At 54.9% G+C, this 19646-nt stretch carries 17 protein-coding genes; all 17 read right to left on the bottom strand.

Features of this window, described 5'->3' with window-relative positions:
- Positions 1-85 precede the first annotated feature (85 nt).
- Entirely contained in the window at positions 86-958 is an 873-nt protein-coding gene (rfbD, locus tag ACYX34_RS05270; RefSeq protein WP_462075508.1) for a dTDP-4-dehydrorhamnose reductase, read from the bottom strand.
- 71 nt (positions 959-1029) lie between these two features.
- The gene (gene rfbB, locus ACYX34_RS05265) at positions 1030-2043 is read right to left on the bottom strand and encodes a dTDP-glucose 4,6-dehydratase (RefSeq protein ID WP_462075507.1); all 1014 of its coding nucleotides are present in this window, start codon (positions 2041-2043) and stop codon (positions 1030-1032) included.
- Entirely contained in the window at positions 2044-2784 is a 741-nt protein-coding gene (locus tag ACYX34_RS05260; protein WP_462075506.1) for a sugar phosphate nucleotidyltransferase, read from the bottom strand.
- A gap of 114 nt (positions 2785-2898) precedes the next feature.
- Positions 2899-4794, bottom strand: coding sequence for a polysaccharide biosynthesis protein (locus ACYX34_RS05255; protein ID WP_462075505.1), 1896 nt, complete (start codon positions 4792-4794; stop codon positions 2899-2901).
- Positions 4791-5903: a glycosyltransferase family 9 protein gene (locus tag ACYX34_RS05250; RefSeq protein ID WP_462075504.1), complete on the bottom strand. Its 1113-nt coding sequence runs from the start codon at positions 5901-5903 to the stop codon at positions 4791-4793. The genes ACYX34_RS05255 and ACYX34_RS05250 overlap by 4 nt, the downstream gene beginning before the upstream one ends.
- Positions 5904-5914: 11 nt before the next feature.
- The gene (locus ACYX34_RS05245; protein WP_462075503.1) at positions 5915-6757 is read right to left on the bottom strand and encodes a glycosyltransferase family 2 protein; all 843 of its coding nucleotides are present in this window, start codon (positions 6755-6757) and stop codon (positions 5915-5917) included.
- Complete coding sequence (locus ACYX34_RS05240) at positions 6754-7554, bottom strand: glycosyltransferase family 2 protein (RefSeq protein ID WP_462075502.1); 801 nt, start codon at positions 7552-7554, stop codon at positions 6754-6756. Before ACYX34_RS05240 ends, ACYX34_RS05245 begins: the two co-directional genes overlap by 4 nt.
- On the bottom strand, positions 7551-8780 hold the full coding sequence (locus ACYX34_RS05235; protein WP_462075501.1) for an O-antigen ligase family protein: 1230 nt from the start codon (positions 8778-8780) through the stop codon (positions 7551-7553). Before ACYX34_RS05235 ends, ACYX34_RS05240 begins: the two co-directional genes overlap by 4 nt.
- A gap of 273 nt (positions 8781-9053) precedes the next feature.
- A complete protein-coding gene (locus ACYX34_RS05230) occupies positions 9054-10208 on the bottom strand; it encodes an MraY family glycosyltransferase (protein WP_462075500.1) in 1155 nt (384 codons plus the stop codon).
- 196 nt (positions 10209-10404) lie between these two features.
- Entirely contained in the window at positions 10405-11403 is a 999-nt protein-coding gene (locus ACYX34_RS05225; RefSeq protein WP_462075499.1) for an NAD-dependent epimerase/dehydratase family protein, read from the bottom strand.
- On the bottom strand, positions 11400-12566 hold the full coding sequence (locus tag ACYX34_RS05220; RefSeq protein ID WP_462075498.1) for a glycosyltransferase family 4 protein: 1167 nt from the start codon (positions 12564-12566) through the stop codon (positions 11400-11402). Before ACYX34_RS05220 ends, ACYX34_RS05225 begins: the two co-directional genes overlap by 4 nt.
- Entirely contained in the window at positions 12529-14493 is a 1965-nt protein-coding gene (asnB, locus tag ACYX34_RS05215; protein ID WP_462075497.1) for an asparagine synthase (glutamine-hydrolyzing), read from the bottom strand. Before asnB ends, ACYX34_RS05220 begins: the two co-directional genes overlap by 38 nt.
- 40 nt (positions 14494-14533) lie before the next feature.
- Positions 14534-15382: a glycosyltransferase family 2 protein gene (locus tag ACYX34_RS05210; RefSeq protein ID WP_462075496.1), complete on the bottom strand. Its 849-nt coding sequence runs from the start codon at positions 15380-15382 to the stop codon at positions 14534-14536.
- Between the two features lie 29 nt (positions 15383-15411).
- Positions 15412-16617, bottom strand: a complete 1206-nt coding sequence (locus ACYX34_RS05205) for a CgeB family protein (protein WP_462075495.1) — start codon at positions 16615-16617, stop codon at positions 15412-15414.
- A gap of 3 nt (positions 16618-16620) precedes the next feature.
- Positions 16621-17367 (bottom strand): class I SAM-dependent methyltransferase, encoded by a 747-nt coding sequence (locus tag ACYX34_RS05200; RefSeq protein WP_462075494.1) that lies wholly within the window; start codon positions 17365-17367, stop codon positions 16621-16623.
- Positions 17360-18121, bottom strand: a complete 762-nt coding sequence (locus tag ACYX34_RS05195; RefSeq protein ID WP_462075493.1) for a DUF268 domain-containing protein — start codon at positions 18119-18121, stop codon at positions 17360-17362. The genes ACYX34_RS05200 and ACYX34_RS05195 overlap by 8 nt, the downstream gene beginning before the upstream one ends.
- Positions 18122-18162: 41 nt before the next feature.
- On the bottom strand, positions 18163-19302 hold the full coding sequence (locus ACYX34_RS05190) for an acyltransferase family protein (protein WP_462075492.1): 1140 nt from the start codon (positions 19300-19302) through the stop codon (positions 18163-18165).
- Positions 19303-19646 lie beyond the last annotated feature (344 nt).

The following is a 19646-nucleotide window of genomic DNA, read 5'->3' as shown; positions in this document are numbered from 1 at the left end:
GTGCATTGTTTGAGAACCGGATGGGTATCCGACTCGCTATGTATGGTCGCCATCTTAGCGAGTCGTCGAACCTTTGAAAAGATAATTAGCTATGTGGCAGGGAAGCGTGTTGCGGCTCTGCTGAAGACAGGCCAGGTCCCGTCGCGAATCGTGCGAGTGCCTGACTCCATTCAGGCAACACGATTCCTAACGACGCACAGCGACTATCGCTCAAGACTGAATACTGTGGACGCTTCGCCAGGCGGCCGGCCTGCAAGGTCGTAATCGGGAGAACAGGACAGTCCGCCCCGATCTCACGAACAACGGCTCTGGCCAGCTCATACCAGCTACAGTGACCACGATTCGTGACATGGATGACCCCAACCACATCCTTTGTCATCAATGCCACGATCGCATAGGCCAGATCCTCAGCGAACGTAGGGCAGCCCCGTTGATCATCCACAACCCGTAACACCGCCTCGCGCTGCGATGCCTGTGCGATGGATTTCACAAAATTCTTTCCAACAGCCCCAAACAACCAGGCCGTCCGGACAATGAGGAAGTTCGTACCGGAGACCAACACCGCTTGCTCACCCTTCCATTTCGAAAATCCGTACTGATTGATCGGATGTGGCTCATCTTGCTCACGATAGGGCATGCACTGTTGTCCGTCGAACACATAGTCGGTGGAAATATAGATCAGACGCACTCCAAGCCGTGACGCGGCCGCTGCAATCTGTCGGGTTCCCTCGGCGTTGACCGCCATCGCTTTGTCTGGTTCCCGCTCCGCACCATCGACGTCCGTATAGGCACCCGCATGGATGATGAGGTCTGGCGAGGCGGCTACAATTTGGGCTTCAATATCCGGTTTCGCGAGATCGAATTCCGGCAACGTCATGGGGATGATTGTTTCATACCCCAGCACTCGACACAGCTCACTTCCCAGTTGTCCATCGGCCCCGGTGATCAGAATACGCATGATATTAGGTCGAGGGGTCGGATTCCGTACACTACCTACGAACCATGGTTCATTCCTATCGAGCCGTCGATCTAGGCTTGCTGAAGGCGTTTCCCATAGACCTGCTCGTAATAGGCACGGAACTCTCCCGACTTAATGGGTCTCCACCAGGATTCATGTTCTTGATACCACCGAATTGTCGCACTCAGCCCTTCTTCAAACGGTACGACCGGGGCCCAACCGAGGCGGCGAAGTTTCCGGCTGTCGATGGCATAACGTCGATCATGGCCTGGCCGATCCGTCACGAATCGCAGTAACGCCCTCGGCTTGTTCAGGCCTGTAAGAATTTGTTCCGCCACCACAATATTTTCCCGTTCATTCCCTCCGCCGATATTGTAGATATTCCCCGGTTCACCATGGAAAAATGCCTGCTCGATTCCAGCGCAATGATCTTCCACGGCAAGCCAATCGCGGCGTTGTCTTCCATCACCGTACAACGGCAGCAGTTGGTGTTCAATCGCGTTCGTGACGAAGAGCGGAATAAATTTTTCCGGATATTGATGGGGGCCATACGTATTGCTGCCTCTCGTCACAATCACAGGGAACCGGTACGTGGTCCAGTAACTCAACGTCAGCAAATCACCGCCGGCTTTGCTCGCCGAATAGGGGCTTCGTGGTGCCAACCGATCATCCTCCGTCGCAAAACCGGACTCGAGGTCCCCGTACACTTCATCGGTACTGACTTGAAGAAAGCGCGTCACACCGAAACGGCGCCCTTCCTCAAGCAACACCCCGGTTCCCATGACATCGGTACGAGCAAAGGTACCAGGCTCCAATATTGACCGATCCACATGCGTCTCAGCCGCACAATTGATGATGCCCTCGATCCCATGATCATGAAGCACAGACGCCACCAATTCGGCATCGCAAACATCCCCCTGCACAAAGGTGTAGGCCGGGTACCCGCTGACAGCGCTAAGATTGTTCAGATTCCCCGAATATCGGAGCGCGTCAAGATTGACGATTTGATGCTGAGACGACGCGAGGAGGCGGCGAACCAGATGGGAGCCGATGAAACCGGCACCGCCCGTAACAAGTATACGCATCTATGCTGCCTCGGCAAGATGGTTGGCACCGGTTTGTCCAACCAGTTGATTGGCCAGATAGAGTGACTCAATGGTGCCCGCATCCGTCCACCATCCCTCAAGCAGATCCCATGTCAACAGTCCGGCCTTGATATAGGCGTTGTTGACATCGGTAATTTCTAATTCGCCTCTCGCCGACGGTTTGAGTGAACGGATATACTCAAACACCAGCGGGTCATAAAAATAGATGCCGGTCACGGCATAGGACGATTGAGGATGGAGTGGTTTCTCCTCGATCCTTACCACCCGTTCCCCGTTCAGGACCGGGACACCAAATCGTTGCGGATCCTTCACTTCTTTCAGGAGGATCTTAGCCCCTCCCTTCTGGCGACGAAAGCGATCCGCTGCCTTGGCGACATTCCCCTGAATGATGTTATCACCCAGCACGACGCAGATCGGTTCTCCATCGGCAAAGTGCTCGGCTAATCGAAGTGCGTCGGCAATACCGCCTTCACCTTCCTGATATGCGTAATTGAGATGCTTAAGCCCGAATTCTTTCCCGTTCCCAAGCAACTTCAAGAAGTCGCCTGCATTGCTCCCCCCTGTCACCAACATGATTTCCGTCACACCAGCATTGACAAGCGTTTGAATTGGATAGTAGATCATGGGTCGGTCGTACACGGGAAGCAGGTGTTTATTCGTGACTTTGGTGAGGGGTAGTAATCTCGTGCCAAGTCCTCCGGCCAGCACAACACCTTTCATAGCCTAGTCTCCTATTCCAAACGAATACTTCCCATTCTTCTCGGTTTGAGTGAGTCAACCATGCAGGCTTGACGATATCACGCCAGTCAGGAATCAACACTGAATATCGGAAAACTACGAGACGCTCTGCGAGATAAACGGTTGAAAGCTCGGCACCAATCGCTTGAGATCTTGTAGTAGCTCATCTTCATCACAATGGGGGAGGTTCGTCTGCAACATCTCCAGCCATTGATCCAGCTCGCCGACGGAAACCGGAGCCCCGCTCGCTCGATTGATTTTCGCATGAACCGTAGGTTCAACGTGTTCCTGTTCCTCAAAGAGTTCTTCGTACATCTTCTCTCCAGGCCTCAGGCCGGTATAGACGATGTCGATGTCTTTCCCGGGAACCAGTCCGGCCAAGACAATCATGTTCCTGGCCAAATCGGCCACCTTGATCTGTTCTCCCATATCAAGGACGAACACTTCCCCTCCACGCCCCATTACACTCGCCTGGAGCACCAGCTGCACCGCTTCTGGAATCGTCATAAAAAATCGTTTGATCTCCGGATGAGTGACGGTCACCGGCCCGCCTTTACGGATCTGTTCGGTGAACAAAGGGACCACACTCCCGTTGCTGCCCAGCACATTCCCAAACCGCACCACCGTAAACTTCGTAAGACCAGGACTATTGAACGCCTGCATCATATGCTCGGCAATTCTTTTGGTCACACCCATCACGCTTGATGGATTGACGGCCTTGTCTGTGGAGATCAGGACAAATCGGCTGACCTCTGCTTTCACCGCGGCCTCGGCGACCACTCGCGTGCCTAATATATTGTTGCGGATGGCTTCTTTCGGGTTGAGTTCCATCAACGGAACATGTTTGTGAGCGGCCGCATGAAACACAATATCGGGGGCAGTCTGGCGAAACACTTCCGCAACGCGATCTGGAACTGTCACATCTCCGATGGCCGGGACAATCTTTACCATCGGAAAGGCTGCGTGCAACTCCAGCAGTAGTGAATGCAGCGCATTCTCGTAACGCTCAAACAAGACCAGTGCCTGAGGTCCATACTGGGCAATCTGCCGGCAGAGTTCCGATCCGATCGAACCTCCTGCCCCAGTCACAAGGAGCGTTTTCCCACTGATGTGGGGGAACAGCTCGTGAAAATCTGTCTTGATTGGCTCACGCTGGAGCAAATCATCGACGCGCATCGGCCGCACCTGTTGCAGAGAGACAAGATCACCGAGCAATTGTTTGACATCGGGTAACGTCTTGATCGGCACTGAGCAGCCTTCTGACGCCGCAAGAATCTTTTGTTTCACCGTCGTGGAACCCGACGGGATGGCCACGATGATTTCGTCGACCTTCAACCGCTCAGCGGCTTTCTTGATATCCGTCATGGCTCCCACGACCGGAATCCCGTGAATGCGCATCTTGCGCTTGATCGGATCATCATCGACGAACCCCACCGGACAGCAGTGATAATTTGCATCGTACAGCATGTCTCTGACTAACAGTTCACCTGCATGTCCTGCGCCGACGATCAAGACACGTCGCGCACTCGGATCGAATATCTGAATCCACTCCCGGAACCCCCGCACAGCCAATCGGATACCTGCCAAATACAGCGCCGTCAACAGGCCCGTCAGGATGATCACGGATCGAGGATACTGCGTTACACCGCCAAGTTGATGGATCACTCCGTAAAAAACCGCCGCGCTGCTCAGTGCGGCCAACAGAATTCTCCAGAGGTCGTGAAGATCGACATATCTCCAGAGCCCTCGCTGAATGCCAAACACCCACAAGCCGATACCGTAGACCAGCAGCACGGTAGGGATAAAATCCCACATGATTCTCCGATACTCGGGAGGAAGATCCGCATCGAATCGCAGCGCAAATGCCGTCAGGTTCGCTGCGAAAATCAGAAGGAGTTCCGTACCGATGACGAGAATCGATCGGTACCCGAGTACCCGGTCTCCAAATCGTCCCGTGAAGGAATGGAACAGTTTTGCAGCTGACTGTTTCATACGCTGGTTGGCGCTGCCACGTGAATCTCTCGTTCTCGGAGCATGGCGTCGGCAGCCTGGATGACTCGATGCACAGACAATCGCTGCAGGCACTCGCTGAGACTGTTCACGTGACGCTCACACCCTTCAGCCAGACAAGGGACGCACTCCCCCTCGCCCTGAAGCAACCACACATTTCCCTGTCGTTGCGATCCTTGTTTATGCCATGGGCTCCGTGCGGTTGAGAGAAAATCCTTCGGCCACGGTCCCCACTTCACAGGGTTTGACGGACCGAACAGCACAACGGACGACACACCGACGGCAGCAGCCATGTGACTGACGGCCGTGTCAGTTCCTACATATAATGCAGCGCGACCTAACAGATAGCCCAGGGCCGGCAAGGTCACCTGGCCGATCAAATTGACAGCCTTGGGGAGCCCCTGGATAATCTGATCGCAATACGCCTGCTCAGCCGAGTCGACTCCGGTTATCACGACGATCAGCCCACGATCAATCAGCCACCGACCAAGCGCCACCCATCCCGCGACGGTCCAGGTCTTGTAGGCAAACTTCGGGGACACGTGTAACACCACGTAAGGCTGACCACTTCGGATATCAGGAAACAGTGCGCACACAGCTCGCGCATCTTCATCCGTCCAGCTCACCACGGGAGTCCCACAGGGTGCGATTCCCAATGGGGCCAGTAGCTGAAGATTCATGGCAACCGTATGGGTCAACAGATTGTCGAACGGGACCCAGCGATTCAGCAACCTCCGCTTCCACCAGGATTTCTTATCGGGCAACAGCGTCCCTATGCGATACCGTCCTGCGACCCAGACATGAAACGTCGGGCGATCCCCTGCAAGGACCGACAGGGCAACGTCGTAGCGTCGCCACAGTGCTCCCAGCAACGCGAGATGAGGACGAAGCCCTGGCCGTTCAACGATGGTCCACACTCGTCGAATATCCGTATTCCCCGAGAGAATATCTTGGGTCCCTTCGAATACGAGCATGTCGATCATCACGTGCGGCAATGCGGCCTTGAGCGAGCGAACGACCGGGGTAGCTAAGAGCACATCCCCGATTCGGCGCGTACAGACGACTAACACGCTGTGAAAATCCCGCTTCATGGCATCACCCGTCACGTTGCTGAAGATTGCCGATCGAGGGACGCTTCGTGGCCTTGTTCGAGTCCAACCGCAGCTCGAACCACCGAAGAGCGTAGAAGATCATCCAGGCGTTTCTGATTGTCGGGCAACCGCATGCGATCCTGCTCCGGATGCCATAAATGAAAGACCGTCGCGGCGAAGCGCGCGCTCTTATGCTTCACTCCGGCGTGGAGCAGTCGAATGACCAAGTCAGAATCCTCCAACCCCCATCCTTCATACGACTCATCCAGCCCATTCACACGGATGAGGTCGTCACGCCATACGGACAGGTTGCACGTCTTGATGCCTTCCCAGCGATCAGGCGTCCACTTTCGAAACGGACCATCCGGCAATTCCATCAATGGAAGCAAGCGATTGACTTCTCTCTTCGACCAGGACCGAACCCAGTCGAGGACACCCCAGGCATGAATCGACACCTGTCGGCACAGCACACGCTTCGTCAATTCAGCCGCGAGCAACACGCGATTGGCACCGAGAAAGTATCCCGGTTCGGCAAGCTGTTTGTGGACACGCACGAAATCACAGAAGGGGACACAGTCTCCGTCCGTAAACACGATATAGTCGGCCCCGGTCGACGCGACGGCACGATTGCGAATGGCCGCGGCTCGAAACCCGCGATCCTCATGCCAGACATGGGTGAGCCGAAACGGTGCGCGCTGTGCAAACTGCCGCACAACGTCTGCCGTGTCCTCCTTCGAACCATCGTCGGCAACTACGAGCTCAAAATCTTGATCACTTTGACGGCAATACCCTTCCAGTACCGCTCCCAAGGCATCCGGTCGATTGTAGGTCGTCACGATCAAGGCTGTTTTCATTTGGAAGGTGCGTCATCAGGGCGCCGAAGCGGTGCTTGTTTGGGGAGCGCCCACAGTTCCTGTTGCTCAAACCGTTTCGCATACCGATAGAACGTGCCTTCAAAATTTCCAAAGGCAATGACAAACCCAGGCCAGCCGTCCAGAAATCCACGTTTCGCCACGTAATGTTTGAGGAACGACCAGATACCGTGCCACAAGGCCGTTCCCATCGATACATGTTGACCAGCGAGCTTGGCCGATCCAAGGGACGAATAACGATTGGCCTTCTTGACCACTTCTTCAAAATCTCTGAAGGGAATCTGCCAAATGGCATGTCCCAGTCGGCCCGCCGATTTGGCCGTCAATAATTCGTAGCCTTCATGGACCGGTGATTCCGCGTATTGCATGCATCCTTTCTTGAACAGTTGCGGCTGACGGAAATTGGGATACCAGCCGGAATGCTTGATCCAACGTCCCATGAAGTAATTCCGCCTTGGTACAAAATAGGCGTCGTGAGCCGGTGTCCCGGACAGGATCATCAGGATTTCGTCACGAACCTCCGGCGTACACTGTTCATCCGTGTCGAGGCTGAATATCCATTCATGCGTACAGAATTGAATGGCTTGATTTCGCAGATGACCGAACCCCCGGAACGGAATCTGAACGACGCAGGCTCCTAAATCCTGCGCGATCCGAGCCGTCTCATCGGTACTGGCAGAATCGGCCACGATGATTTCGTCCGCCCAGAGCACACTGTTAATGGTATCGGCAATCTTTTTAGCCTCGTTGTAGGCGATGATATAGACTGAAACCTTCATATCTTAGCCTCAACTTGTGGAGTCGTCCCGCAAAACAGGAGACCGGAAAACAAGCAGTAGAACAATTTCTCGGTATGGTCTGTGAGCGCAGGTTGAAACAGACAACCGATTGCAATGGTAACCACTAAGCCTCGAGCAAGCAGTCCGGCAGCGGCATCAACGGCAACGGCTGCTGATCGCCATTGTTGCACAAAAAGCCAGAGCAGCAGGGAGATCCCAACGACTCCAACTTGAGCCATGACCAGGAGGTACTGATTATGAGGATGAGTTGGGACAGGCAAGCCGAGATCTTGGACACGGACAGCGTAGGCCTTCGCAAACCCTCCGGTACCAACCCCCATCAGCGGATGATCCTGAATGATCTCGACCGTGTGATAAAAAAACTCCATCCGCTCGGTAACCCCATCGTACGTAGCCATCTGGGGGTTCCACCGCATGACACCGGTTGCCACCAGATCAATCCGATCGTGAAAAGAAGCAGAAACATGATAGGCCATCGAAAACATCACACTGAGGGAGAGGACCGCTGCCATCATGCCTCGCCACCCCAAACAAGCATGGAACACCAGCATGGCAAGTCCAGCCAACACCACATATCCTGTGCGGCCTTGCACCATCAATAGGACATTGCTTGCGGCGAGGCAGGCAGCCACCCCCCACCCCCATCGGCCCCAGCGTTGTGAAGACTTCCAAGCCAGCACACCAAACAGTAAGGCACCGAACCCCATCAGCAAATTATGAGTCGTGTGTTTCTTGAATACACAAGGGTTATGTGAATCACACGTAAGGCCTTCCTTAGGTATAAATAACCCCGCACTTAAGACAAGAGAGAGCAACAGCGTCACCACCAGTGCTGCCGCAAGCGCCAGGAGTGCACGATATTGTTCCTGATCGTCAATCGATATCGAAATCAACAAGGGGATGAACAGGAGATAGGCGTACTTCTTGACCCACATGGCCCGTTCTTCCAAATTTCCCTCTCCCCACAAAGCTCCAAGCAACAACCAGGCGAACAACAACATCGCACCCACAGCCACGGGATTCGTAGCGACTCGCCGGAGCTTTTCGCGCCATTCGCCACAAGCCGCCCAACATACAATGAGCAGCCCGACAAGAATGCTATCCGCCACAACCCAAATCGGAATAGTGAACCCGAGCGCAGTTGTCGTCCAACCCGCTGCCCGTCTCGCTTCAAATTGTACGCGTTCGAGTGAGACACGTATCATTGATATGCAAAGCTGGTCAGGAACTTCTGAAAAGAAGAAACCAGGTCTTTGATCACCGCCCTCTCAGACCGAATGCTTTCAGTTCCTTCGCAATATCGCAGGACTTCACAAACGACCTATCCTGCTCTAACCCGTCGATAGTTCCTTTAAAGAGATCCAGTGGTTCAGAACTACCTCGACAAAAGAGGCGTCCTTCGTCGTGGGACTGAAGCGCAAGTCGCAATAGATCATTCTTTTCATCGATCACGATAGGGCAAGTCGAGCCAGTGTAGATTAGGCTTTGACAGGCACTCTGGAAGAGTCTTCGGTGGGAACAGCTTGCATCTTTTTCTTGCCCCCCCTTGCTGTCTGGCCCAAAACAGGGGACATACGTATTGCCTTGCGCTCCAACCTAGACACGAACACCCCAAGGAGAACAAACAAGATCATCCATGCCCCAAGGATGAACGGCCGCAGACTCTCCGTTGAGTGGTGATACCACAGGGCCAGCCCTCCGCACAGGATCATGACCCCATACTCCACGAGAACAGTCCGCCGATGGCTCCATCCGCTCAACACCACCCGCTGGTAATAGTGCTCCCGGTGCGCTTCCCAGATCTTCTTCCGTCGGAACAACCGGCGGGTCAACGTCACTGTCGCATCCACGATAAATGGGGAAAAGATCATCATCGGAACCCATATCTCGAACACTCGTTCGCGAACCCCAAGGATCATCAAAGTCCCAGCCAAAAATCCGATCGTGATACTTCCCGCATCCCCCATAAAAATGCGCGCCGGTGGAAAATTATGAAGAAGAAATCCCAGCGCACTCATCGCCACAAATACTGTGATCACGAGCATGACCGGAAACTGCGCCAGCCACCCGAAGTAGGCGAGAAATCCGAACCCGAAAAACGTCATTCCACCGGCAAAACCGTCCATCCCATCCATAAAGTTATAGAGATTCGCCATCCACAGCAGGACAAAGACACTGACGGGAACGGCAACAATCCCCAACGAGATGGTCGGTCCCCCGGGTATTGGAATAGAAGACAAGGTCAACCCGACCCCCCCAATAATGATGCAAGCGGAGCCGGCTTGGACACCCAGTCGGAGAACAGCGGGGAGCCCACGCCAATCATCGATGAAGGACACGACAAAAATGAGGAGCATCGAGGTGACAATCCAGACACTCCCGGACGCCATTCCCTTCGGCAACACAGGCTTCGTGGGTTGAGTAATGGCCAACATACTCGCGGCCAGGATAAGACTGATCACGACACTGCCGACGACGGCCAACCCTCCGGTCTGGGGAGTCGGCCTTGCATGCAAGGTCCGTTCATTGGGATGAGCAAGAACGGAGAGGAATGACTTCGGCGAACACAAGTTCTTTGTGAGCCACCAGGCAGATACAAAGGCCAAGAGTGCAGGCAGGACAAACATCATCATGGGTGTTGTTGCACCATCATCCAATCAGCCGGCCCGCTCTGAAGATGAACGATGACGATGCAGCTCCATCACAGCCCCATCGAGGTGGACCAAGTGGTGGTACGTAGAATTCAAGATATCATTACCGGCCATCTTAAGAAACAGCAAACGAAGATTTGCCATACATCCAAAGACAGAAGAGACGCTCCAAAGAATCCTAACACGGGTCAGCACCGATCGATCGTCGATAAAATGCAATCAACTCGGGAACGGTTTTCTCGAATGAATAGAGGGGACGATATCCACATTCGCGCATGAATGCAGCCGGACTGTACCATGCACTCCCGATCAGCTTCGTCAGATGCTCCGTCGTCAACGGCGCACGTTGTCCGCTCACAGCCTGAAACACGTCCCCGCATCGCGCACCGCCCTTGAGAGCCCACAGTGGTATCCGCCAGCGTGGAAGACCCTTGCCTAATCCAACCCTTATTTGATCATAGAGATCGGTCACAGAATAGGGATCGGCATCCGCGACAATGTACGCAGCACGATCGAACCGTGGCACCTGCAAACACCGCTGCACCGCCTGCACACAGTTGCCGACGTGCAACAGACTCCTGACGGCCGGAAGCGGCGGCAACGGGGGAAAATATCCGACGTCTATTGCCTCAATCATCCGAAACAGATTCCCCTTCTTCGTCTGGCCATAGACCATCGGCAAACGGAGCGACACTGTCGTCACGTCACCGCGGTTCGAGTATTCGGAAACAAGCTGTTCCGCTTTCCACTTGGACCATCCGTAGGGGGTTTGAGGATCCGGTGAGCACGTTTCGCCCATACACCCCTGAGTCTCTTCACCAAACACCTTGACCGAACTGGCAAACACCAGACGAGTCACCCCAGCATCCACGGCCGCGTCCAGCACATGCCTGGTTCCCTCCACATTGACTGCCGTATACTCTCGTTCATGGCCATGGCCATCCATCGCATGGACCTTGGCCGCAAGATGCACCACGGCATCACAATCACCCATGGCCTCCTTCACCTGTTTTTCATCGCACACATCACCCACGACGACCTCAACCTCAGGCGGGAAGGAGGGGATTGTCGACGAACCTCGTAAGAACGCCCGCACCCTGAATCCCGTTCGGACAAGTTCGGGAATGAGGGCCGTTCCTACAAACCCTCCGGCTCCAGTCACCAAGACGCTGGTCACGCGTACCTGGGCGAGCGATTCATCACAGAGGAGGTGTTCAGCAGCTCATGGTACAGGGCGAGCACTTGCTCACTGATCCTGGGGCCGGCCCAGATGGCCACAGCCATCTCGCGGCTCTTCGCTCCCATCGTCTCGCGGGTGTGTCGATCCGACAGCAGATGGGCAATACCCCTGGCAAGGCTGGATGAATCGCGTGGTCGAACAAGAACACCGTTGACCCCATCCTTCACAATATCCCGACAGCCCGGAACGTCCGTTGCCACGATCGCTTTCCCACAGGCCGCTGCCTCTAGAAGCACTTTCGGCAGGCCTTCCCGATAGGAAGGCAGCACGACAAGCGTCGCCCCTTCATAGACAGCCGACATGTCATCCCGATGCCCCCACCACTCGACGGCTCCTTCAGCAACCCATCGTGCTAATTGTTCCCGTTCGATGGCAGCCGGATTATCTTCATCACAACGGCCGACGAGCACAAACCGAGCATCCACTCCTTTTTCCTTGAGATCGCGGGCCGCCTCAACAAACTCTCCGACACCTTTATCCCACAGCATCCTCGATGGCAACACAATGAGGGGAGTCCCCTGAGGAGAGGGCTTCACTGAGAACGTGGTGACATCGATCCCTGACCCGGCGATAATGCGGGTGCGCAATGCTCGAACGATGCCGGCCCGCACCAACTCGTCGCGATCAGCCTCATTTTGGAATAGGACCGTTGAGCCACTCCTTTCAATGACCGATCGTAACGCCGTTGTGAGGATCCAATGCAGCCCCCCTCGTTGTCGTTCAGAATCTGTAAACAGATAGCCGAGACCGGCAAATGCGTTGAGGACGACCGGCACCCGAACCATCCAGGCCGCCAGGGATCCGTAGAGAATGGGTTTCATCGCCACATGATGAACCAGATGCGGCTGAACACGCTGATAGACGCCAATCAATTCCATGACGGCACCCAACTCCCGAAGGAGGTTGCGACTCCGCCGGAACAGCGAAATTGGGATCACGTGAAATCCTTCTGCTTGGATCCGCTCTCCATGGTCCGTCACGCGAGTGGCAACGGTCACGTCAAACCCCGCATCTCGTGCAGCACGAGCCAGATCCAACCGGTGAGACCAGAAATACCAGTCTTCAGTGATGAGGTACAACAGTCGTGGACGACCGGTCATAATCCCTTAACCAGGCTTGAAACATCAGCACATTCCATAGCCAGTGTTGCCAGTTCCGCTGACCCGATACATGCTCCCCCCATTTGCGCCGAACCAGCGCCGGAGAGAGATACCCCTCCCGGCGAAGGCGGTGTTCGCTCAGCAATTCTTCAGCCCAATCGCGCAAGGGGCCTCGCAACCATGAATCGAGCGGGATCCCAAACCCCATCTTCGGACGCTCGATCAACGCACGCGGCACATACCGGTCAAGCACCTGCCGCACAAGCCATTTTCCTTGCCCGTTGCGGATCTTCAAATGCAGGGGCACTCTCCAGGCAAACTCCACGAGGCGATGATCGAGAAACGGGATCCGCGTTTCCAAACTCACGGCCATCGCCGCACGATCCACTTTGGTCAGAATATCATCCGTGAGATAGCCGACAAGATCATGAAACATCATGCTCTCGCTGAAATCTTCCCGCTCCAACCGGGCAGCCTGCTCATCTGCCCAGATCGGACATTCCTCCGCACCGATTATCAATGTCCCAGGCTCTCGGTGTTGAGACAGCAGTCGTCGATAGAGATCTTCGGGGCTGGCGACATCCATCACCTCGGCCAGCTTGTGGATTTTATCCCCCAACGCGGCCATCCGGAAACGGTTCGGCAACACTGTCCGCATCGCCAGACCTACTCGATTCCACCGCTCAGGTGAGTAGAGGGTCAGGACATGCCCTAACAACCGGCGAATCCTCACCGGCACCGTCCCGATCCGATCCCAGATTGATCGCGCCCAAAAATAGCGGTTGTAGCCTCCAAACAATTCGTCGCCGCCATCGCCGGACAGGGACACCGTGACTTGGCGACGCGCCAATTTCGCCACCAGATAGGTGGGAATTCCGGACGAGTCACCGAACGGTTCATCATAGATGGTCGGTAACTTCGGAATGACGGCCAGCGCATCGCCCGGCGTGACATACAATTCGGTATGATCGGTGCCGAGATGCGTCGCAACCTCCCTTGCATGTTTCGCCTCGTCGTAGTCACCTTCGGCAAAGCCGAGTGAAAAAGTCTTTACCGGCCTGGCAGACTGCGCCTGCATCAGCGCGACGACCGTAGACGAATCGATGCCGCCCGAGAGGAATGCGCCGAGCGGCACATCCGCAACCATTTGCCCTTTGACTGCGATACTCAACAGGCGGTTCAGCTCCTCCACGGCCGTCCCATCATCCCAGTCGACTCGGGTATCCTGCGCAGCAACCGCTACGGCGGACCAATACGATTGAGGTTGCGGCCAGTGCCCGGCTGGATCAGCCGGCGAGATGCTGAGGTAGGTCCCAGGAAGCAATTTCCGTATACCGATATAGATCGAGTGCGGTGCGGGCACATAGGCATAGCGCATGTAACAGGCCAACGCACTTCGATCGATTTCAAAACCCGCATTCGAATGAACCGCCAGCGATTTCAGTTCCGAGCCGAACAGAAAGGATCCTCGGCACCACCCGTAATACAGCGGTTTTTCTCCGACCCTGTCGCGAGCCAGGATCAACCGTTGCTCAACCCGATCCCACAAGGCCAAGGCGAACATGCCGATGCTGGCCTGAAGAGTTTTTTCGACTCCCCAGATCTCGAAAGCCGCCAGAAGTGTCTCCGTGTCCGAGTGTCCACGCCAGGATCTGTTGGGGAGCTGCACACGCAGATCCAGGTGGTTGTAAATTTCACCGTTGAACGCAAGAACATACCGGCCAGAAGTCGAGGCCATCGGCTGATGACCGGCTGGCGACAGGTCCAGAATCGACAATCGGGCATGCCCGATACCCAGTCCAACGGACGGTTCACACCATACACCTGAATCGTCCGGTCCTCGATGACGAATCGCCTCGATCATCTTGGACACGACCCGACTGAGATCCGACTGCTTGTAGTTTAAGACACCGGCAAATCCGCACATCGTGATAGACAGGTATCGAGAGAACGAACGGCTGACTACGTCATGAACAGGCCTGTTCGGATACTGAGCGGCGCCAAATTGCGTCCCACTCTGCCCGAACCGACTGATCTGCGGAAAGAAATGACCTGCGGGATTTTTCCCCAACTGTTCCGACCAGGTCGAAGACGAAATCTCGTGCGAGCGCGATACTATGAATCCCGATACCCTTCACCGCATGGCTCAACGAAGTGAGGTCGTCTATATCGACCAGGAGCCGGCGGCAGTAGGCCACACGTCCCCTCGCCGATTTCTGGATGGATATGTTTTCGATCCGATAGCCCAGCAAGCATTCCGGGAGGGCGGCAAATTGACTCTTCCGATAGGTTCGGAGAAGTAGCTCCTGATCTTGTCCCTTCATCAGCCGTTCATCGTATCGCTCGTTCAGAAACCAAGATCGTTTGCCCATCCACGTCGGATGGGCAAATGGAAATCCCCACCAGGGCCGCCGACAAATGTCTTCGTGACTGATCGCCCTCGGATAGAGCCCGACGACCTCTCCATTCTGCTTGAACAAGACGGCTCCGTGCCCCACCAAATCGATGATGGGATGAGACTCGAGATAATCGACCTGCCTGGCAAATCGCTCAGGATAGGCGATATCGTCGGCATCCATGCGAGCGATATACTTTCCCCGTGCGGAATTGACCGCCTGGTTGAGTCTCACGGCCAGCCCTCTCTGTTCCGTCTCATCAATCAGGCGAATGCGCGGATCTTGGAAGCGACGGCAAATACCACTAGTCCCGTCAGTAGATGCGTCATTGACGAGAATCAGTTCCCAGTCAGGAAACGTCTGCCAGAGAATCGAGCGAATCGCCGCAGCGACCGTTCCGGCTCCGTCATGCACCGACATGGCCACTGAAACCAGGGGATCCGGCACCGTCAGCTTTCTCGATAAAAGAGTCGCCCGGGCCACCCGGCAGCACGATAGGTCCAGGCTCCCCGGAGACGCCAAGACAGTTCGAAGGCCAATCGACGCGCTGCTCGTGGACCTCGCTGCCTGCCCCAGATGAGAGATGCCACCCCCAGCAACAATGAACGAATCGTCGCAAGCACCGGCCCCAGACGGTGGCCACCGGCTGCAACCTCAAACACCGACCACCCAATCGGCACGCGTGATCGTTTCTTTACCCGCCCGGAAAGCTCTTTGAGCATCTCATCAAAACGGCGATCATAGGTATGCTCGCGTCGCACCCGCTCAAAACCATTCTGCGCAACCTGGTCCCGTCGATCAGGACGGGCAAGAAGGGTCTTGACCGCTCGAACCAATTCGTCTTCTCCCTCAAACGACAGGATTTCTTCTCCGATACGAAAATATTGCTCCAGATTGGGTGCCCGCTCAGTCAAGAGACACCCTCCGTAACCCGGCACTTCGAAAACACGGGCCTTGATCTGCCGACCGGACGCACCCCGAGTATTTCCATGCGCCCCTTCACTGAAATTCAAACTCACCTGTGACTCTCGAACGATCTCGCCGACCCGCTTGGCCTCAACCGGCCCTTCCGGCCAGCCATGGCCGAAACAGGCGACATCAATTCCTTCCCGACGGAGTTTTTTGATCATGGCGGGACGATTTCCATACGCCGCGCCGACGAAACTCACCGCATACCGGCATGAACCGGCAGACACCGGTGGCGCCAGCGTTTCGGCATTAGCGGCCCACTGGGAGACATACACGCTCCCTATCCCGTCACGGTGGTACTGGCCAACGAGTTCCGGATATGTCGTCACAAAGAGATCAAACTCCGTACCGATCAACTTGGAGAACATCGAATACTTCCATGAATCATCGGTCGACCAGTTGAGGACGGAGATCCCGCTGCTCCGAATCAGCCGGATGGTTTCAATCCACACCTCGTATTGCATCAGCACACAGAAAACGACGTCTGGTGCTGTTTCCTCCACCCGTTTCAGCAACGCGCGGTTAAGCTCGGTGAAACTTTCGTATGGTTCTCGAGAAAATGATTCAAAGAACGTCACGTGATGCCCGAGTCGCTGCAACGCCGGGAGAAAATGTGCGTGTTCGACCCCTTCGCCACGCGAAGGATCGCCATAGGCATGTTCTCCCATCACGCACAGAATCTTCATACATTACGTCGAGCGAGCTCGCCGCGCGGTGACATGATAGCCGACCGTAAAGCGTCGCTCGCGGTCGAATTGATCCAACCATGTGCATGATACCGGTACGATTAAACCCAAGACGGGCAACAATGCGATCCAGATCGGGAGCCACCACGCTCGCGTCCGGATCGGGATACCTGAACCGAACGGATTCGTCGTCCGAATGAAACGCAACGACTCCTGGCCAAAAAATCGAAGCGAGCCCTCATTCGGCTCAATCGTGATCTCCTCAAATCCCGCAGCCGTCAGAAAACGCTCGTACCACCAGGGTGTGTACCCGCCATAAAAATGGTACGGCTCTTGGTGGATTCCCGATCCCAGCGGTGCCGTCAGGATCAGCGTTCCTCCAGGTCGCATGATTCTCGCCAATTCGTGTACGACCTTAATCGGTTCAGGATGATGTTCCAGTACTTCGGTACACAGTACCGCATCAAAGCTGTTCTCAGGAACAGGAATGGACGCCAGATCAGACACGTAATCGATCTGACCATAGCCGCCGAACCGTAATTGCTCCCCCTGTAGCGGTCGCAAGTCCTGGGAGCGGTACTCACAATGCGCAAACAGGTTTCGGTAGGGACAAGATCCCGCTCCCACATCGAGCAGTCTCGTGCCGGACTGTAACTTCGAAGCCTGTCGTGCAATCCAACGGTCACGCAACACGACATTGTAGGAGAATACGTCGCTCTTCGCGAGCCAGGTACGCAGCCCGCTACTCACGCGTCTTCACCAACTCAAAACAACCGCATCCATAATCGAGGGGATCCACCGCCTCCGGCGAGATTTCCTCGTGAAACCGTCCGGCATCATCGACAAGAGAGAACGACGTAAGCTCCAACCCCTGAAAGAGCCCACGAACCGTGCTCGGCTCAAATACTCGATGTGCATTGAAGCAGACCCGCTCACGGCCGACCGGAACCGACAGAAACAACCTCCCTCCGGTTGCAAGCACACGCTGAAGTTCCCCAGCCGCACGTTCACTTCCAGCTGGATCTATCGGATCACCATATCGGCCAAGTCCCACATGTTCGAGCACATGCAGGCACGACAACGACCTGATGCTCCCCGTACGGAACGGCAATCGAACGATATCTCCAGCAAGCGGGATGAGGTTTGAGAGGTGAACCTGGAGCGGACGATAATCCACGAAGGCGGTCTTGATCCCGGCACTTAGCACGTTGAGCATCATGACGCTCGAACCAATATCAACGTGAAGAGAAGGTGCCGTCCGGCACAGCCGCCGTGCCAGCCACGCGGCCTGAAAAAAATAGTGCGGGTCGAACGGTGTGGTCAGAACACGGTCGGCGAGGCACGGATAGGAATCGCGGAAAGAGAGCGCTTGTGACGCAGCTCTCTGGTAGACACCCCAATCCGAAAGATAGCGCGGTAATGCTCCGACACTTGTCAAGAAGTGTGGGCCAAGAAAAGCCGCCCCCCACCGAGCAATGACACTGTTGCGGAAAAAATCCCTCATGGTGCGATGGCCATACAGACGTTCCCGGCTACAATGTTCGTTTAGGCCACCGGCTCAGACTGCGGCAACACCTTGACTTGGTTATCCTCAAGCCGTCTGATGAGTCGCTTACCTAGACCAACAAAAGGCTTTTCAATCCCACGAAACACAGCTGAACACAGGGCCAAACACAGTAGTGCGACCGCCGGCAGCCAAACCAGCAATTTCACTTCTACGGGACTCTGATCCACACCGAGAAAGCTGAATGTAGACTCCTTCAACCCATCAGACAGATCCAGCACGAGGAAATGCAGCAGATAGATGGAATAGCAACTCACTCCAAAATACCTCAAACACGCTGACCGGCACAGCCTTCCTATCACAGTGTGTTCAGACAGTGCAGCCAGGATCATGACGGCAAGTCCAAAAGACGCATTCGTGCGAGTCCCCCCCAGAGTAAGCAGCAACAACAGCACCGCAACGCTGTCAAGGACCCACGCATACCTCCGACCTTGGAGCTTCCGATACGTTACCCCGTCCGAATAGATCCAATACAGTACGATTCCTAATGCCAATGTCGGCCAATGCTCAAACGGAAACAAATCGATAAAGCCGTTCGTATTCGGCACCCCGGAAGAAATGGCGATGCTTCTCCAAAGCTTGTGAATCACCCACATGACAACAAAGAATAAGGCAGCACGACGAACGTTCTGTACGAATCCGAAGACAATCGGCAACATCAAATAGAATGTTTCCTCCACAAAAATCGTCCAGCCCAACGGGAAGACGTCTGTACCAGGTTGATATCGGATAAAGCCGAAATAAAGCAGATAGCTGGGCAAACTCTCACTTACACTGCGTCCTTGCCATGCCACATACAGAGTAACTATCAGCCACCAAAGGGGCAAAATTCGGAAAGCTCGGCGGATATAAAAATTTCGTCTCGGACTCGACTCTTCCGCATATTTCATTTTCGACGATCGAAAGAGCGTAAATGCACTGAGCAAGAAAAACAGCTCCACGCCTCGCGCCCCTCCGTTTATAAATTCACCGATGAAGGGAAATTGGAATGCCTGTAAATTGACGTTGCCGACTCGCTGTGATGTATGTACGAGCAACACCATGAGCACAGCTATTCCCCGCAGTCCATCGATCACCGGCAGATGTATCGACTGATCTGCGATCGTTAGCGGCTCACGCATATTTTGTCGCGGAGGGTCGTTGCGGCAGGTAATACAAAATGAGAAAGTGCCTCTATCAGACGAATGTGGCTACCAGCGTTGCCTTAGTAAATCCATAGCCCCGACCACACTTCCCTTCAAGCTAACGTCTCTCGCCTAGAGACGGCAGAGTAACTGCGATGGTCGTATCACCCTAGATGCCGGAGAAATTCGCCGAGCAAATAATGGCAAGTTACCTGAAGAGAAGTTCACCGCGGTTTCTTTGAACAGAGGAAGGCAAATATTTTACTAACAAACTCGATCCGTTACACTCCAGTATTCAAAGACATCATGAGGAAATGGTCGTGCCTCCTCAAACTTTTTGG

This window comes from Nitrospira sp. CMX1 (assembly GCF_054902215.1).
This window is presented reverse-complemented; position numbering and strand designations above follow the sequence as displayed.

Bases quoted from the DNA above. Each gene is read 5' to 3' on its own strand.
- ACYX34_RS05245 (WP_462075503.1), bottom strand. From the start codon at position 6,757: ATGAAAACAGCCTTGATCGTGACGACCTACAATCGACCGGATGCCTTG.
- ACYX34_RS05255 (WP_462075505.1), bottom strand. From the start codon at position 4,794: ATGAAACAGTCAGCTGCAAAACTGTTCCATTCCTTCACGGGACGATTT.
- ACYX34_RS05210 (WP_462075496.1), bottom strand. From the start codon at position 15,382: ATGTCGGTGCATGACGGAGCCGGAACGGTCGCTGCGGCGATTCGCTCG.
- ACYX34_RS05250 (WP_462075504.1), bottom strand. From the start codon at position 5,903: ATGAAGCGGGATTTTCACAGCGTGTTAGTCGTCTGTACGCGCCGAATC.
- rfbB (WP_462075507.1), bottom strand. From the start codon at position 2,043: ATGCGTATACTTGTTACGGGCGGTGCCGGTTTCATCGGCTCCCATCTG.
- ACYX34_RS05260 (WP_462075506.1), bottom strand. From the start codon at position 2,784: ATGAAAGGTGTTGTGCTGGCCGGAGGACTTGGCACGAGATTACTACCC.
- ACYX34_RS05235 (WP_462075501.1), bottom strand. From the start codon at position 8,780: ATGATACGTGTCTCACTCGAACGCGTACAATTTGAAGCGAGACGGGCA.
- ACYX34_RS05190 (WP_462075492.1), bottom strand. From the start codon at position 19,302: ATGCGTGAGCCGCTAACGATCGCAGATCAGTCGATACATCTGCCGGTG.
- asnB (WP_462075497.1), bottom strand. From the start codon at position 14,493: ATGTGCGGATTTGCCGGTGTCTTAAACTACAAGCAGTCGGATCTCAGT.
- ACYX34_RS05220 (WP_462075498.1), bottom strand. From the start codon at position 12,566: ATGACCGGTCGTCCACGACTGTTGTACCTCATCACTGAAGACTGGTAT.
- ACYX34_RS05230 (WP_462075500.1), bottom strand. From the start codon at position 10,208: ATGATGATGTTTGTCCTGCCTGCACTCTTGGCCTTTGTATCTGCCTGG.
- ACYX34_RS05195 (WP_462075493.1), bottom strand. From the start codon at position 18,121: ATGAGGGATTTTTTCCGCAACAGTGTCATTGCTCGGTGGGGGGCGGCT.
- rfbD (WP_462075508.1), bottom strand. From the start codon at position 958: ATGCGTATTCTGATCACCGGGGCCGATGGACAACTGGGAAGTGAGCTG.
- ACYX34_RS05240 (WP_462075502.1), bottom strand. From the start codon at position 7,554: ATGAAGGTTTCAGTCTATATCATCGCCTACAACGAGGCTAAAAAGATT.
- ACYX34_RS05205 (WP_462075495.1), bottom strand. From the start codon at position 16,617: ATGAAGATTCTGTGCGTGATGGGAGAACATGCCTATGGCGATCCTTCG.